The organism is Comamonas testosteroni TK102 (assembly GCF_000739375.1).
GTDB classification, from domain to species: Bacteria; Pseudomonadota; Gammaproteobacteria; order Burkholderiales; family Burkholderiaceae_C; genus Comamonas; species Comamonas brasiliensis.
Genome location: NZ_CP006704.1, coordinates 5,722,289 through 5,737,126 on the forward strand (window position 1 = coordinate 5,722,289; position 14,838 = coordinate 5,737,126).

General features: G+C 64.3%; 13 protein-coding genes. 5 read left to right on the forward strand and 8 right to left on the reverse strand.

Going from position 1 to position 14,838, the window contains the following annotated elements:
* Positions 1–21: 21 nt before the first annotated feature.
* The 6 genes from O987_RS25960 to argS form a co-directional block, all read right to left on the reverse strand.
* Positions 22–1,623: an RNA polymerase factor sigma-54 gene (locus O987_RS25960; protein ID WP_043375674.1), complete on the reverse strand. Its 1,602-nt coding sequence runs from the start codon at positions 1,621–1,623 to the stop codon at positions 22–24.
* A 145-nt stretch (positions 1,624–1,768) separates the two neighbouring features.
* Positions 1,769–2,551, reverse strand: coding sequence for an LPS export ABC transporter ATP-binding protein (lptB, locus tag O987_RS25965; RefSeq protein ID WP_003060565.1), 783 nt, complete (start codon positions 2,549–2,551; stop codon positions 1,769–1,771).
* Complete coding sequence (gene lptA / locus O987_RS25970) at positions 2,548–3,204, reverse strand: lipopolysaccharide transport periplasmic protein LptA (protein WP_029158548.1); 657 nt, start codon at positions 3,202–3,204, stop codon at positions 2,548–2,550. The genes lptB and lptA overlap by 4 nt, the downstream gene beginning before the upstream one ends.
* Before the next feature lie 130 nt (positions 3,205–3,334).
* Entirely contained in the window at positions 3,335–3,985 is a 651-nt protein-coding gene (locus tag O987_RS25975; protein WP_003060558.1) for a thiol:disulfide interchange protein DsbA/DsbL, read from the reverse strand.
* A 155-nt stretch (positions 3,986–4,140) separates the two neighbouring features.
* Positions 4,141–4,845: an SPOR domain-containing protein gene (locus tag O987_RS25980; RefSeq protein ID WP_003060555.1), complete on the reverse strand. Its 705-nt coding sequence runs from the start codon at positions 4,843–4,845 to the stop codon at positions 4,141–4,143.
* A gap of 97 nt (positions 4,846–4,942) precedes the next feature.
* Positions 4,943–6,652, reverse strand: a complete 1,710-nt coding sequence (argS, locus tag O987_RS25985) for an arginine--tRNA ligase (protein ID WP_019043171.1) — start codon at positions 6,650–6,652, stop codon at positions 4,943–4,945.
* 194 nt (positions 6,653–6,846) lie between these two features.
* Here argS and O987_RS25990 point away from each other — a divergent pair, with 194 nt between their 5' ends.
* The 3 genes from O987_RS25990 to O987_RS26000 all read left to right on the forward strand — a co-directional run bounded on the left by O987_RS25990 (position 6,847) and on the right by O987_RS26000 (position 11,003).
* On the forward strand, positions 6,847–7,410 hold the full coding sequence (locus tag O987_RS25990; protein WP_043375676.1) for a sigma-70 family RNA polymerase sigma factor: 564 nt from the start codon (positions 6,847–6,849) through the stop codon (positions 7,408–7,410).
* Complete coding sequence (locus O987_RS25995) at positions 7,407–8,381, forward strand: FecR domain-containing protein (protein WP_043375678.1); 975 nt, start codon at positions 7,407–7,409, stop codon at positions 8,379–8,381. Before O987_RS25990 ends, O987_RS25995 begins: the two co-directional genes overlap by 4 nt.
* Positions 8,382–8,555: 174 nt before the next feature.
* Positions 8,556–11,003, forward strand: coding sequence for a TonB-dependent siderophore receptor (locus tag O987_RS26000; RefSeq protein WP_235214223.1), 2,448 nt, complete (start codon positions 8,556–8,558; stop codon positions 11,001–11,003).
* 64 nt (positions 11,004–11,067) lie between these two features.
* On the opposite strand, the gene O987_RS26005 is transcribed toward O987_RS26000, so the two are convergent.
* Both O987_RS26005 and O987_RS26010 read right to left on the reverse strand, forming a co-directional pair.
* Positions 11,068–11,514 carry a DUF2214 family protein gene (locus O987_RS26005; protein ID WP_043375680.1) on the reverse strand — a complete coding sequence of 149 codons (447 nt, stop codon included), beginning with the start codon at positions 11,512–11,514 and terminating at the stop codon, positions 11,068–11,070.
* Between the two features lie 84 nt (positions 11,515–11,598).
* Positions 11,599–12,534 carry a LysR family transcriptional regulator gene (locus O987_RS26010; RefSeq protein WP_003060536.1) on the reverse strand — a complete coding sequence of 312 codons (936 nt, stop codon included), beginning with the start codon at positions 12,532–12,534 and terminating at the stop codon, positions 11,599–11,601.
* A gap of 388 nt (positions 12,535–12,922) precedes the next feature.
* On the opposite strand from O987_RS26010, the gene O987_RS26015 reads away from it, so the two are divergent.
* Together O987_RS26015 and O987_RS26020 are read left to right on the forward strand one after the other, a co-directional pair.
* Positions 12,923–14,122 (forward strand): sensor histidine kinase, encoded by a 1,200-nt coding sequence (locus tag O987_RS26015; RefSeq protein ID WP_043375682.1) that lies wholly within the window; start codon positions 12,923–12,925, stop codon positions 14,120–14,122.
* Between the two features lie 12 nt (positions 14,123–14,134).
* On the forward strand, positions 14,135–14,821 hold the full coding sequence (locus O987_RS26020; protein ID WP_043375684.1) for a response regulator transcription factor: 687 nt from the start codon (positions 14,135–14,137) through the stop codon (positions 14,819–14,821).
* The last annotated feature ends 17 nt before the right edge of the window (positions 14,822–14,838 follow it).

The following is a 14,838-nucleotide window of genomic DNA, read 5'->3' on the forward strand; positions in this document are numbered from 1 at the left end:
TCCGAGCCGCAAGGCGATTCGCTACAGCGCCTTGCGCAGCGTGGTCGTCGGTATCTTGAGCTGCTCGCGGTATTTGGCGACAGTGCGGCGCGCACACTCAATGCCCTGCTCCTTGAGCATGTCGGCCAGCTTGGCGTCCGACAGCGGCTTTCTGGCATCTTCGGCATCGACAAACTGTTTGATCAGCGCACGTACGGCCGTGCTGGAGGCACTGCCGCCGGTTTCCGTGCCCAGGCCCGAACCGAAGAAATACTTGAGCTCGAAAGTACCTTGGGGCGTGGCCATGTACTTGGCCGTGGTCACGCGGCTGATGGTGGACTCGTGCAGGCCCAGCGTGTCGGCGATATCGCGCAGTACGAGCGGGCGCATGGCCAGCTCGCCATGCACAAAGAAGTTCTTCTGCCGCTCCACGATGGCTTCGGAAACACGCAAGATGGTGTCGAAGCGCTGCTGGATGTTCTTGATGAACCAGCGCGCCTCCTGCAGCTGCTGCTGCAGCGCCGCATGACCGTCGCTGTTCTTGTGGCGACGCAGCACTCCGGCATAGATGTCGTGCACGCGCAGACGCGGCATGACCTCGGGGTTGAGCTGCACGGAAAAGTCTGCCCTGCCCGAGCCGGCCCGCACCGGGCGCACGATGACATCGGGCACCACGATATGGCGCTCCACGTCGACAAAGCGGCGTCCCGGACGCGGCTCCAGCCTGGCGATCAGGGCCATGGCCTCGCGCAGCTGTTCCTCGCGCGCGCCGCACAGGCTGGTGAGCTTGCGCAGATCGCGCCGCGCCAGCAAGTCCATGGGCTGCGCGCAGATGGCCTGCGCCAGCAGCAGCCGGTTCATATGCGCCTCGGTCGTGCCCTCGTCCTCGGCCGTGCGGATCAGGTCGCGCAGCTGCAGCTGCAGGCACTCGGCCAGATCGCGCGCGCCCACGCCCACCGGCTCCAGGCTTTGCAGCAGCTTCAGCGCAATGGCAAAGTGCTGCTCCAGCTCCTCGCGCTCTTCCAGATCGTCGCCGGCCAGGCTCTGCGCCAGCTCCTGCAGGGAATCCTCGAGATAGCCGTCGTCGCTGAGCGACTCGATGAGAAAGCGCAGCGCCGCCGTGTCTGCCGCGCCCAGATGCAGGCTCAGCGCCTGACGATGGAGAAAGTCGGTCAGGCTCTGGTGCTCGCGCGCCAGATCGATGGCATCGGTTTCGTCATCGCCATCGCGGTTGCGCGTGGAGCTGCTGGCCGAGGGCGTATCCCACTCGCTGCTGGATTCGCCGCCCCATTCGCCGTCCTGGCCGTCCATGCCGTCGGCCTCCCAGTTCAGGGTTTCCGGGGTTTCGGGGCTCGGTGCTTCCGCTACTGTTTCAGTAGCTAATTGCGCTTGCGATGCTTCTTTTTCAGCATGAATACTATCTGAAGTACTGTATTCACTGGCGCTACTAGCTACATCTAAAGGAGCATCTCCCGCAGTTTCGGCCTCATCGCCCGCACGCTCCAGAAAAGGGTTGTCGACCAGCATCTGCTCGACTTCCTGCGCCAGCTCCAGAGTGGAGAGCTGCAGCAGCTGAATGGATTGCTGCAGCTGCGGCGTCAGTGATAAATGCTGCGAAACGCGTAGCGAGAGACCTGGCTTCATCGAGGCGCGGCTCCCAGACAATCATTGCAAACGCGCGCAGTGCTATGGGTTTGCCGCCGGGCTGCCCCAGGGCAAACCCCGGCGCAGACGGCCAGGGCCCCTTCTGGGGGCAGCGACCATACAAAGTGAGGGAGCGTGGGGGTCATCACATTCTGAAATGTTCGCCCAGATAGACGCGGCGCACATCGGCGTTCTCCACGATCTCCTCGGGCGTGCCTTCGGCCAGCACATGGCCGTCGCTGATGATGAAAGCGTGGTCGCAGATGCCCAGCGTCTCGCGCACATTGTGGTCGGTAATCAGCACGCCGATGCCGCGCTCCTTGAGGAAGCCGATGATGCGCTGGATCTCGATCACCGCAATCGGGTCGATACCGGCAAACGGCTCGTCAAGCAGGATGAAGCGCGGCTGCGTGGCCAGGGCACGTGCGATTTCCACGCGCCGGCGTTCACCGCCGGACAGCGCCAGCGCCGGCGACTGGCGCAGATGCTCGACGCGCAGCTCCTGCAGCAGGCCCGTGAGGCGCTTTTCGATCTCGCCCTGCGTCAGCGCCTTGCCCTGCTCGTCCTTTTGCAGCTCCAGCACGGCGCGCACATTGTCTTCCACGCTGAGCTTGCGAAAGATGGAGGCTTCCTGGGGCAGATAGGACAGGCCCAGGCGCGAGCGCTGGTGAATCGGCATGCCGCCCACCGGCTGGCCGTCGATGAAGATCTCGCCGCCATCGCTGCGTACCAAGCCCACGATCATGTAGAACGATGTGGTCTTGCCCGCACCGTTGGGGCCGAGCAGACCGACCACCTCGCCTTTTTGCACGGACAGCGATACATCCTTGACCACCTTGCGGCTGCCATAGGACTTGGCCAGATGCTTGGCCTCCAGGCGGCTGTCGGACTCGCCGCTGCGGCTGCTGGAGAAGGTCGGCTCGCTCATTTCTTCTCGTCGGCTTTCTCGCCGCCCAGCGTCATGCTCGGGCGCAGCTGGGTGGCAGGTGTGGCGGGCTTGGGCTGTGCGCCCGGCGTACCGTCCTTGGGCGCCATGATGGCGCGCACGCGACCGCCCTGGCCCACGGAGGAGCTAGGCAGGCCGCCGCTGGTCTTCTGACCATCGACGGTATAGACGTCGGTGATGTTGTTGTAGACGATGATGGAGCCCGTGACCTGGTCGCTGAGCTGGCCACCACGGTAGCGGCGCATCTCGCCACGGCGGATGAACTTGACGATATCGGCCTTGCCGTCGTATTCGATGACTTCGCCTTCGCCTTCGATGAACTCTTCGGGCTGGCCGGCCAGGGTGTCGCGCTTCTGACGGAAGAAGGCACGCTTGCCGGGTTCGGCCTTGATCACCCCGTACTGATAGCCCTCGGCATCCTGACGCACATCAAGCTGGGCGCCGCGCAGCACGATGGAGCCCTTGGTCATCACCACATTGCCGGTGAAGACGCTGGTCTGCTGCAGCTCGTCGTGACGAAGCGCATCCGCCTCGATATTCATGGGCTTGGCGCTGTCGGCCTTTTCGGCATGGACCATGCCGGTCGCTGCTGCCAGGGCGCAGGCCAGCGCAAGAGGTAGGAGTGTTTTTTTCATGGAAGGCACGTTTCTTGCATCCATTGTAGTCATTCCCTTTTTGCAACTTGCGTAAAAACCACCCACAAAAAAGCCCGCGCTACGGCGGGCTTGCGGGGCATCAAACGTCGTTGGCGCCTGAAATCAAGCGTCAGGCCTTGCGGCTGGAGGCGATCAGCGCATTGACCACGCGCAGCACATTGTCCATATTGCCGGCCTTGGTGCCATCCGTGTAGTAGCGGCCGGCCACGCCCATGGCGGGCACGCCTTCCACGTCATACTCGTTTTGCAGCTGGGTGGCCTTGCGCGCCTGATTGGCCACGGTGAAGGAGTTGTAGACCTCCTTGAACTTGGCCAGATCCACGCCCTGCTTGCCGATCCAGTCAAAGATGGCCTCATCGTTCTTGAGCGGGTTGCGGTCCACGTGAATGGTACGGAACACCTTGGCATTCAGCTGGGGCAGCAGGTTCATGCCTTCCAGGGCGTAGTACAGCTTTTGCTGTGGCACGAAAGAGGCATTGAAGGCCACGGGCACCTGGCGCACCACCACATCGGCGGGCTGGGTCTTGGCCCAGGCTTCGAACTGGGGCTCGAAGGCATTGCAATGCGGGCAGCTGTACCAGAAGAACTCCACCACCTCGACCTTGCCGGCCGGCGCGCTCACGCTGGCGGGCTTGCCCAGCTTGATGTAGTCCTTGCCTTCCCTGGGCGCGGCACCCTGGGCCCAGCTGGAGGAGGTGCCCAGAGTCAGGGCACCGGCGGCAGCTGCCGAGGCAGCCAGAGAGAATTCGCGACGTTTCATCTAAACAAACTCCTGTATCAGGTCTGCAGTATCAGAGCCCAACGGCCCCAAAAAGTTCAGCAAAGTCCTAAATCTCGCACCCGCTGTCCGGGACGCCTCGGGCCGCGGCCTGAGGGCTCCACAGAGAGAGGCTGCACAACGCCTCGCAGGGCCGATTATCGCGCCGCACGCACCAGGGTCGAGTCCACGCCCGCGCCGTCGAGCTTGCCCTTGAGCTGCTCGGCGTCGTCACGCTTGCTGAACGGCCCCACGCGCACACGGAAAACGGTGATGCCGTTTTGCTCACGCTCGCTGATGCGCGACTCCCAGCCCAGCATGGCCAGCTTGGCACGCTGCGCTTCCGCTTCGCTCTGGCCGCGGAAAGCGCCTGCCTGCACAAAGTAGTTGAATGCCGAGTCCGAGGACGATGCTGCCTGGGCCGCCGCCTTTTCCTTGTCGGCGCGCGCCTTTTCTGCCTTGTCGGCCGCTGCGGAGCGCTCCTTGACCAGATCGCCCAGCGGATCGCCCGATCCGGGCTTGGCCGTCTTGTCCGGCGTGGATGGTGCCGGCGGCGTGGTGACTCCGCCGGTTGCGGTGGGCTGCACGGCAGGCGTGGGCGGCGTCACCGTCACTTCGCTGGGCGGGACGGGCGGTGTCACCGGCGCCGGTGCGGGCTGGCGGCTTTGCAACGGTGCGTTGGGGTCCCAGTTCTTGTTGCGCTCGGCCTCAGCCGCATCGCGCTGAGTGTTGTTGCCACCCTTGTTGAGGAAGGGCACCGGTACCTTGGTCACATAGATGGCCACGGCCAGTGCCGCAGCCAGACCGATGACCATGCCAAAGATAAGCCCCAGGATGGTTCCACCGCGTTGCTGGTTCTTCATATCAGTCGCTTAACGCTTTCTGCTTCGATTGTTCCGCTCTCAGATCCATCGCCCCCGCTGCACAACCGGCAGGGGAGCGATGGCCAGAAAACCGGGATTACATGCGCTCGGGCGCGCTCACGCCCAGCACCGCCAGACCATTGTGCAATACCTGGGCCGTGGCAGCGACCAGGGCCAGACGTGCGAGCTTGACCTTCTCGTCGTCCACCAGAATGCGCTCGGCATCGTAGTAGCTGTGATAGCTGGAGGCCAGATCGCGCAGGTAGAAGGTCACGTCGTGCGGCGCGTTGCCTTCGGCAGCAGCGGTCAGCATCTCGGGGTACTTGGCCAGCAGCAGCATCAGGGCCTGGGCCTGCGGGCCTTCCAGTGCGGACAGATCCACATCCTTGAGCGCGGGCACGCCAGCACCGCCGGCTTCCTGCCAGGCGCGCAGCACGGACTGGATACGCGCATGGGCGTACTGCACGTAGTACACGGGGTTGTCGTTGTTCTGGGCCACGGCCAGATCCACGTCGAAGGTGTACTCGGTGTCGGGCTTGCGCGAGAGCAGGAAGAAACGCACCGCGTCCTTGCTGGTCCACTCGATCAGATCGCGCAGCGTGACGTAGGAGCCGGCGCGCTTGCTGATCTTGACCTCTTCGCCGTTGCGCACCACGCGCACCATGGTGTGCAGCACGTAGTCGGGGTAGCCCTCGGGGATGCCTACATCGGCAGCCTGCAGGCCGGCGCGCACGCGGGCAATGGTGCCATGGTGGTCCGTGCCCTGGATATTCACCACCTTGGTGAAGCCGCGCTTGAACTTCTGGATGTGATAAGCGACGTCAGGCACGAAGTAGGTGTAGCCGCCGTCGGTCTTGCGCATCACGCGGTCTTTGTCGTCACCGTAGTCGGTGGACCTGAGCCACAGCGCGCCGTCCTGCTCATAGGTCTTGCCGTTGGCGATCAGGCGGTTGACCGTTGCCTCGACATGACCGTTTTCATAGAGGCTGGACTCCAGGTAGTACTCGTCGAACTTCAGGTTGAACGCCTGCAAGTCCTTGTCCTGTTCATTGCGCAGGTAGGCCACGGCGAACTGGCGAATATTGTCGTAATCCTCGACATCGCCATTGGCAGTGAACTCGCGGTCATCGGCCTTGATGGTTTCCTTGTTCAGGAAGGCCTTGGCGATGTCGGCAATGTAGTCACCGTTGTAGAAATTCTTGGCCAGCGGGTTGTCGCTGTCGGTGGGCCAGCATTCGTCACCGGGCTTGAAGCCCTTGGCGCGCAGCTGGGTGCTCTTGGTCAGGGTGTCGATCTGCACGCCCGCGTCGTTGTAATAGAACTCGCGGTGAACTTTCCAGCCCTGGCTGGAATACAGGTTGCTGATCGCATCGCCGATCGCTGCCTGGCGGCCATGGCCCACATGCAGAGGGCCGGTGGGGTTGGCGGAAACGAACTCGACGAGGATGTTCTCACCGCGATCGGCCTGGTAGCCGAACTTCTCGGCCTGCGCCAGCACCTCGCGCACCACCTCCTGCTTGGCAGCAGGCTTGAGGCGGATATTGAGAAAGCCCGGGCCTGCAATTTCAATCGCATCCACCCATTGCTGGAAGGCGGCAGTAGCCTCCAGCGCGGTCTTGAGCTGCTCGCCCAGGGCGCGGGGGTTGGCCTTCAGAGGCTTGGCCAGCTGCATGGCCGCCGTGCAGGCGAAGTCGCCATGGGCTGCCACTTTGGGGTTTTCAAACGCAGCGCGTGCGCCGGCGCCGGGCGAGAGTGTTTCGAGCTCAGCAGCCAGGGCTGCGAGCAATTCCTGTTTGACGGAGAGCATCGCGGGATTTTACGTGCCGGATTCAAGTCCTGCCGAATCGCTGGCGCCACACCCCTGTTCCAGGGCCGGTTCACGCTCCGCATCGCCCCTGCCGTCAGCAGCAGACAGGAGATGCAAGGCGGCTTGCCTGCCCATGCCCTGCCAGCAACACCAAGCGGTCCATCAAATGGCAATCATTCTCATTTAAAACTAGAATGCAGCCCATGCCCACGCCCCGCCCCTCTCTCGACCCCATGCAGCAGGCGCAACAGCTGTTTACCGGCCATCACGCCTGGTTGCTGTCAAGACTGAAGGCCAGGCTGCGCAATACGGCAGAGGCACAGGATGTGGCTTCCGAGACCTTCTTGCGCGTGGTCGCAGCGCCCAACCCGGTGCCCATCGATGAACCGCGCGCATTTCTAACCACGATCGCCAAGCGCCTGCTGTTCACGCTGTGGCGGCGGCGTGAGCTGGAGCAGGCCTATCTGCAGGCCATGAGCGAGAGCCCGCCGGAGCTGGCCCCTTCACCCGAGGAACGGGCACTGCTGCTAGAGACGCTGGACACGATTGCCCATGCGCTCGACGGCCTGAGCCTCAAGGCCCGCCAGACCTTTTTGCTGAGCCAGCTCGACGGCCTGACCTATCACGCCATTGCCGAGCAGCTGGACATCTCGCACAGCACCGTGCGCCGTCATATGACCGAAGCATTTCGCCGCATCGCGATCGCCCAGCTTCATCAGCAGGCCGGTCTGGCACCGGCCAGGGCAGGCCAGGCATGAGCCCGTCGCTCAATCCAGCCACCGAGGCCGCCATCGAGTGGCTGGTCTGCCTGCATTCGGGCCAGATGAGCCAGGAACAACGCCGGGGCTTTGAACAATGGCTGGAAGCCGCCCCCGCCCACAGGGCGGCCTGGCAGCAGTTGCAGGCACCGCTGCAGACTCTGCTGCAGCCCTTGCGCAGCTCGGGCCCCGAGCACGTGGGCCAACTGCTGGGTCAGACCCTGGCCCGCGCCGAGGCCGGCACGCGCCGGCGCCGCCAGATCCTGCGCGGTGCCCTTGTCCTGGGCGGCATAACAGCCGGCTGCGGCTGGTTGCTGGACCGCCAAACCCCTCTCGCACAATGGAGTGCCAGCCTGCGCACCGACACCGGACAGCGCCGTGAATTCACCCTGCCCGATGGCAGCACGGTGACACTGGATGCGCGCTCGGCCGCCGATCTGGCATTCGACGCGGGCCAGCGGCGCGTCATTCTGCGTCAGGGGGCGCTGGTGGCCCGAGCTGCACCGCAGACACCGGGCGGACCCGCTTTTGTGGTGCAAACCATGCATGGACAGATACGCGCCCTGGGCACGCGTTTCAGCGTATGCCTGAATCCGCAGTTCAGCAGCGTCGGCATGCTGGAGCACAGCGTGCGCATCACGACCGCAGGCGGCGCGCAGCAAGTGCTAGCCGAAGGGCATAGCGCCCGCTTCGATACCCAGGGCATCTGGGCCGATGCCAGCGCGCCCAGCAGCATGGCGGCCTGGCAGCAGGGCATGCTGGAGGCACATGACCTGCCGCTGGGCGAGGTCGTGCAGGCACTGCGCGCCTATCGTCGCGGATGGATTCGGGTCTCGGCGCATGCCGCCGCGCTTCAGGTCTACGGCACCTATTCCCTGGAAGACACCGACCGCGCCCTGGCGGCACTCGCCGAGACCCTGCCCATCCGGCTGCGCAGCTACTCCGGTGGTGCACTGGTGATGATCGAGTAGTGCCAGCCTGAACCGCATCGCCCGATGGCGAAGCCGCTCAGACGGCAGCAAACCTTCGAGACAGCGGTTGCCTCGTTACAGCCTGCCAAAAAATTGAACACTTTTTCTCCGCGGCTCGACAAGCCATGGATAGCTCCTGATCGAGCGCCCGGTTTCTCTTGTCGAAAGCAATGCATGCTGCACCACCGTTCCCTGCACCTGAGCGCCCTGGCCTTGGCCTGCGCCATGAGTGCCCAGGCCCAGACCCCATCCCCGACCGCACAACGCCACTACGATATGCCGGCCCAGCCCCTGGGCAGTACCCTCGCACGCATCGCGGCCGATAGCGGCCAGCAACTCAGCCTGGATGCCGAGCTGGTGCGCGGCCACACGGCCCCTGCTCTGCTCGGCAGCTACACCGCGGAGCAGGCCGCGCGCGCCGCCCTGGCCCGCAGCGGGCTGGAGCTGGTGCACACCGCCGGCGGCAACTGGAGTCTGCGTGCAGCGCCAGCCGGCAAACCGGCATCCGCCGCCGAGCCGCAGCAAGGCAGTGGCGCGACCCTGGCGGAAGTGCGCGTGACCGCGCAGGCAGAACGCCATGCCACCACGGAACAGACGGGCTCCTACACCAGCCGCGCCGTCACCATCGGCAAGGGCGAACAGGCCATGAAGGACATTCCGCAGTCCATCAGCGTGGTCACGCGCCAGCTCATGGACGAGCAGAACGCCACCTCGGTCTACGACGCCCTGGCCAGCACCACGGGCATCACCCTGCTGCAAAGCCCGCAGGGCGGCAAATACATCTACTCGCGTGGCTTCGACATCGCCACCCTGCAGTACGACGGGGTCAATGTGCAGCGCCTGTACGGGCGCTCCAGCAATTACGGCGGCAGCACCGCCATCTATGACCGTGCCGAGATTCTGCGCGGCTCGGCCGGGCTGCTGCAGGGCGGCGGCGATCCCAGCGGCGCCGTCAACCTGGCACGCAAGCGCCCGCTGAAAGAGGGCGGCGTCAGCGTCACGGCCAAGGCCGGCTCCTGGGATCGCTATGCGGCCCAAGTCGATGGCAGCCGCGCGCTGAATGCCGAAGGCACGCTGCGCGGCCGGGTCGTGCTGGACGTGGAGGACGAGCATTCCTTCATCGACTACGTGAACCGCCGCAACAACACGCTGTACGGCACGCTGGAGTACGACCTCTCGCCCCAGACCCAGGTCAGCATCGGCGCCAGCTACGAGTCCTTCAAGGGCAGGCCCTTCATCTCGGGACTGCCGCGCTACAGCGACGGGCGCGACATCGCCCTGCCGCGCTCCACCTACCTGGGCGCCAACTGGAACCGCCAGGACAATAGCACCCGCACTCTTTATGCCGACCTGACGCACCAGTTCAACGATCATTGGCGCGCCAAGGTCTCGGCCATCCAGGTGCAGGAAGATGTCTATCTCAAGTACGCCTCCTCACAGCGCGCCGTCAACCCGGCCACCGGGCTGGGCGGCACCGTGGCCAATATCACCGATGCCAGCCAGAAAGCCTCGGGCATCGATGCCAACCTGACCGGCGAATTCACGGCCTTCGGCCGCCGGCACGAGATGGTGCTCGGCGCCAGCTACAACCACACGCGCCTCAACACCGACTACAGCTCCAAGACCCCGTTCACCCCCATCGACGTGTTCGCGCCCAACCCCTACCGGGCCGAGCCCAGCGATGCCGAGATTCGCTACGCCAACACCGAGAACCGCCTGGCCACCACCCGCCAGCTGGGCGCCTATGCTGCGCTGCGCCTGCAACTGAGCGACCCGCTCAAGCTGGTGGTGGGAGGTCGTGCGGCCTCCTACAAGACCATCTGGGACACGACCGTCACCACACTGGGCACCGCCACCCCTTCGTCCACCCTGCAGGACAACCACCGCTTCATGCCGTTTTCGGGCCTGATCTATGCAATCAACCCCAGCTGGTCGGCCTACGCCAGCTATGCCAATATCTTCAATCCCCAGTGGTCGCTGAACGCTGCGGGCCAGAACCTCAAGCCCATCCAGGGCGCCACCTACGAGGTCGGCCTCAAGGGCGAAATCCTGGGCGGCCGTGCCAACACGGCCTTTGCCCTGTATCGCGTGGATCAGAAAAACCGCGCCACCGAAGATCTGTCCTCGGGCCCGAACTGCCGCGACGGTTACTACTGCTACAGCGACGACGGCCGCGTACGCAGCCAGGGCTTGGACGCCGAGATCAGCGGCGAACTCAGCCGCGGCTGGAACCTGTTTGCCGGCTATACCTTCAACCGCAACACCTACGAGCGCGACATCAACAACCAGGGCCTGGACTTCAATACCTACACGCCCAAGCACATGCTGCGCCTGTGGACCACCTACCAGCTGCCCGGCGCCTGGAGTGCCTTCACACTAGGCGGTGGCGTGAACACCCAGAGCGCCTCCTACCGCAAGATCGGCACGGTGGACATCACTGCGCCCGGGCGTGCCGTGTGGAGCAGCTATGTGCGCTATCAGATCAACCGGCAGTGGCAGGCCTCGTTGAACTTCAACAACATGTTCGACAAGCGCTACTACACCTCGATCGGCAACCTGGTCAACAGCAGCCACTATGGCGATCCGCGCAATGTGATGCTGACGCTGCGCGGCACATTCTGAATGCAGCAGACGTGAAAAAGGCCGCTTTGCAGCGGCCTTTGCCTTTTGCAGGGGCTGGCGCAGACTACATGCCGCGCGCCCAGAAGATGGCAACCACGGCGATCACCGGCACCACATGGCCCTGCCACATCACCCACTTGCGGGCCTGCTTGATCTCATCGGGCGCCGGCAGCTGACCGCTCGCATCCAGCGTCCTCTTCCAGCGGCGGAAGGTCAGCGTGGGCTTGAGCGAGAGCAAAAAGGCGATGACGAACAGCGTCATCTTGAGATGGAACAGCGGCGAGGCCGTATAGGCTCCCATGCCCTTGACGCCCCAGAGCAGGCGCGCAATACCGGTCAGCAGCAGGACGATGGCGGCAATGCCGTAAATCATGTCCAGTCTGGCCAGACGCTGCACCACCGCTACATTCATCCACTCCACACGGCACAGGGCGGCCTGGCTGGTCAGAAACACCACCAGGGTCAGGATCGCCAGCAGATGGGCGCTGGCAAGAACAGCTTCAAAGGTCATGGCTTCATCGTAGCAAAAAGGACGGGTTCAGCGGCCCGGATCGGGCCACGGCGGCCGGTCCATTGTCTACCGTTTCAGGCCCGCTCAGAGATCCACGCCGAGACGAAAGAAGTCCGGCTGGTTGTAGTGGTGCTTGAGATAGTCGATCCACATGCGCACGCGCAGCGGCATGTGCTTGCGCTGGGGGAAGACCACGAAGATGCCGTTGGGCGGCGCCGCAAACTCTTCCAGCACGGGCACGAGGCGACCGGCGGCGATCTCGGCCTCCACCTCCCAGGTACTGCGCCAGGCAATGCCCCAGCCGCCCAGGCACCAGTCGTGCAACACCTGACCGTCGGAGCAGTCCAGCGGGCCGCCCGGCTTGAAGTGCACGACCTCGCTGGTGCCGCTTTCGGGATGCGGGATGCGGAAGGCCCAGCCCCGCGTCTGCGAGGCATCGGACGACAGCGTCAGGCAGTCATGCTGGGTCAGTTCGCTGGGATGCTTGGGCGTGCCGCGGCGCTCCAGATAGCCGGGCGTGGCCACGCACAGGCGGCGGTTGTCGGCGATGCGCACGCTGACCAGGGCCGAGTCCGGCAGATCGCCCACGCGCACCGCGCAATCGAAGCCCTCGCCCGCCAGATCGACCACGCGGTCGCTGAGGTTCAGCGAGATGGTGACATCGGGGTGCAAGTCGCGAAAACGCGGCACCAGCGGCGCCACATGGCGGCGGCCGAAACCGGCAGGCGCCGTGATGCGCAGATGGCCCGTGGCCTTGACGCCGCCGGCCGACACACTGGCCTCTGCATTGCACACATCGGAGAGCAGGCGCTGGCAATCTTCCAGGAAGGCACTGCCTTCATGGGTCAGCGATATGCGGCGCGTGGTGCGCACCATGAGCTTGACCCCCAGATGCTCTTCCAGAGCATCCAGACGGCGCCCCATGATGGCGGGCGCCACACCTTCGGCCTTGGCGGCAGCCGTCAAGCTGCCCCTGGTCGCTACCGATACAAAAGACTCAAATGCCTTGAGTTTGTCCATGACCGCTGCTCCTGTCTGTTCCGTGTTGTCTCCTGCTGCGGTAGGGTGCACTATTAATACAAGAGCACATACCGCACAAGCAGTCTTGATTTCTCAAATGTTTTTATCGAAAGTTCTTTAAACAAGAGCGCTGACTGCTATCACTATAAAAGTCATTAATCAACGCCGCATGCCTGTCCCGCATGTGACTTCAGTGCGATATATCTTACTTAGAAGTCACAAGTTGCCAGTGAATCTTTGATGTTTATATATGTTTATATCAAAATTTACCGTTTTCCCTGAAGCAGGAATATCGCTTATTCGCCAGCGCCATGAGCTTGTGGGCACCGTCAGGCGTTAAACCTATGATTTGCAAAACACATTTACAAATCCGCTGCCACCTGCCTTCATGAGCTTTTCACCCGTTTCTGCCGCCCAACTGGCCGATCTGCTGGGCCGCTCCGGCCAGGGCTGCGCGCTCTGGAATGCCAAGGGAGTGCTGCTCATGGCCACTCCCGCCTGGTGCCAATGGCTGGAGGTGGACGAGGGCGCAAGCCCAGTCGGCCAGCCGCTGCAGCGCCTGCTGCCCGCCAGCATCTGGCACACCCATGGCCAGCGCTTCGCCGCCGCCGCCCGGGGGCTGCGCCAGGAATACGACGACACCCGCAGCGGCGACTTCGGTGCGCAGCGCCACCGCCGCATACAGCTCACGCCGGGAGCCGCCGATGCCCAGGGCCGGCATGAGGTGCTGATGCAGCTCAGCGACATCGACCGCGAATATGCGCGCGGCGAAGTCATGGCCCGCCAGCGCGAGCAGTTGCAGGCCTTGCACGAACAGCTGCGCAGCCACCGCCAGGACGCCGGCGAACTGGACCGGCTGCGCACCCTGCTGGACTGGCGCACGGCCATGCTGAGCGAGCACAACGAGATGCTGCAGCTGCTGTCGCACGAAATCCGCCAGCCGCTGAACAATGCCTCGGCCGCCATGCAGGCCACGCTCAAGGCCATAGAAGACCTGCATCTGGCCGATGCCGCGCCGGCCACCAGGGCTTTGCTGCGCGCCGAGCATGTGCTGCAGCAGGTGATGGGCACGCTGGACAACACCCTGGCCGCCGGCACAATCTTGGCGGCCGGAGGCAAGGCCGGCGCCTCCAGCGAAACCGATCTGCCCACGCTGATCAAGCTGGTGCTGCACGATATTGCGGCCGACCTGCGCCCGCGCATCGAGATGCAATGGCTGACCACGCCCCGCACCGTGCAGTTGCACCCGGCTCTGATGCGGCTGACGATTCGCAATCTGCTCAACAACGCCCTGGCCTATGCGCCCGCCGACAGCCCGGTGCAGCTGCGCATCTCCGAGTCCGACGAACCGCTGGCGCTGATCCTGGAAGTCATCGACCAGGGCCCGGGCATCCCCGAGGAACTGCTTGCGCACCTGTTCGAAAAAGGCGCTCGCGGTCATCACAGCCACAGCCGCCACGGGGCCGGCCTGGGCCTGTTCATCGTGCGCTCGGTCCTGCAGTTGCACCAGGGTACAGTGCAAGCTCTGCCGCACAGTCCGCATGGCACGGTCATGCGTCTGGTCATTCCCCAAGGTCTTGCCGAATAAGGTCCGCCGCCCATGCTGCCTGCCACTCTTGCCCTGGTCGACGACGACACCGATTACCGCGAATTCCTGGCTCAGCACTTGCGCAGCCAGGGGGTGAATGTCACGGCATACGGCGACAGCAGCGACCTGCTGGCCGACGACGCGCCCTATCGCTTCGACTTCTATGTGCTGGATCTGATGCTGCCCGGCGTGGCCGGCACCGAGCTGCTGCGCATCATCCGCAAGCGCACCCAGGCCGGCGTGCTCATCGTCTCGGGACGCCTGGGACCGGAGGTGTTTGCCGAGGTCATCAACGCCGGTGCAGATATGTATCTGACCAAGCCCGTGACCTTCGAGCAAGTGGAACTGGCCGTGCGCGCCGTGCACCGGCGCATCATGACCACGGCACGCACGGCCACAGCCTGGAAGCTGGACAGCCGCCGCAGCCTGCTGACCGCGCCCGACGGCCAGAGCGTGGAACTGGGAGTCACCGATCTGATACTGATGGAGTGTTTTTTGCAGGCCCGGGGCGACACCGTCAGCCGGGACCACATTCGCAGCCTGCTGGCCCATACCAGCGCAGCCGAATCCGACAACAGCCTGCACGCCACCATCTACCGGCTGCGCCGCCGCATCGAAAAGGCAACCCCCGTGGCCGTGCCGCTGCAGTCACAGCAGAAGGTGGGCTACCAGTTCCGCGCTCCGCTGATAGCCGCCTGAGCAGGCCGGCTCAGACC

What these genes read in the sequence shown, in the direction of transcription:
- O987_RS26020 (WP_043375684.1), top strand. Translation starts at nt 14,135, where the DNA reads ATGCTGCCTGCCACTCTTGCCCTGGTCGACGACGACACCGATTACCGC.
- O987_RS25990 (WP_043375676.1), top strand. Translation starts at nt 6,847, where the DNA reads ATGCAGCCCATGCCCACGCCCCGCCCCTCTCTCGACCCCATGCAGCAG.
- O987_RS26015 (WP_043375682.1), top strand. Translation starts at nt 12,923, where the DNA reads ATGAGCTTTTCACCCGTTTCTGCCGCCCAACTGGCCGATCTGCTGGGC.
- O987_RS26010 (WP_003060536.1), bottom strand. Translation starts at nt 12,534, where the DNA reads ATGGACAAACTCAAGGCATTTGAGTCTTTTGTATCGGTAGCGACCAGG.
- O987_RS26005 (WP_043375680.1), bottom strand. Translation starts at nt 11,514, where the DNA reads ATGACCTTTGAAGCTGTTCTTGCCAGCGCCCATCTGCTGGCGATCCTG.
- lptB (WP_003060565.1), bottom strand. Translation starts at nt 2,551, where the DNA reads ATGAGCGAGCCGACCTTCTCCAGCAGCCGCAGCGGCGAGTCCGACAGC.
- argS (WP_019043171.1), bottom strand. Translation starts at nt 6,652, where the DNA reads ATGCTCTCCGTCAAACAGGAATTGCTCGCAGCCCTGGCTGCTGAGCTC.
- O987_RS25975 (WP_003060558.1), bottom strand. Translation starts at nt 3,985, where the DNA reads ATGAAACGTCGCGAATTCTCTCTGGCTGCCTCGGCAGCTGCCGCCGGT.
- O987_RS25980 (WP_003060555.1), bottom strand. Translation starts at nt 4,845, where the DNA reads ATGAAGAACCAGCAACGCGGTGGAACCATCCTGGGGCTTATCTTTGGC.
- O987_RS25960 (WP_043375674.1), bottom strand. Translation starts at nt 1,623, where the DNA reads ATGAAGCCAGGTCTCTCGCTACGCGTTTCGCAGCATTTATCACTGACG.
- O987_RS26000 (WP_235214223.1), top strand. Translation starts at nt 8,556, where the DNA reads ATGCTGCACCACCGTTCCCTGCACCTGAGCGCCCTGGCCTTGGCCTGC.
- O987_RS25995 (WP_043375678.1), top strand. Translation starts at nt 7,407, where the DNA reads ATGAGCCCGTCGCTCAATCCAGCCACCGAGGCCGCCATCGAGTGGCTG.
- lptA (WP_029158548.1), bottom strand. Translation starts at nt 3,204, where the DNA reads ATGAAAAAAACACTCCTACCTCTTGCGCTGGCCTGCGCCCTGGCAGCA.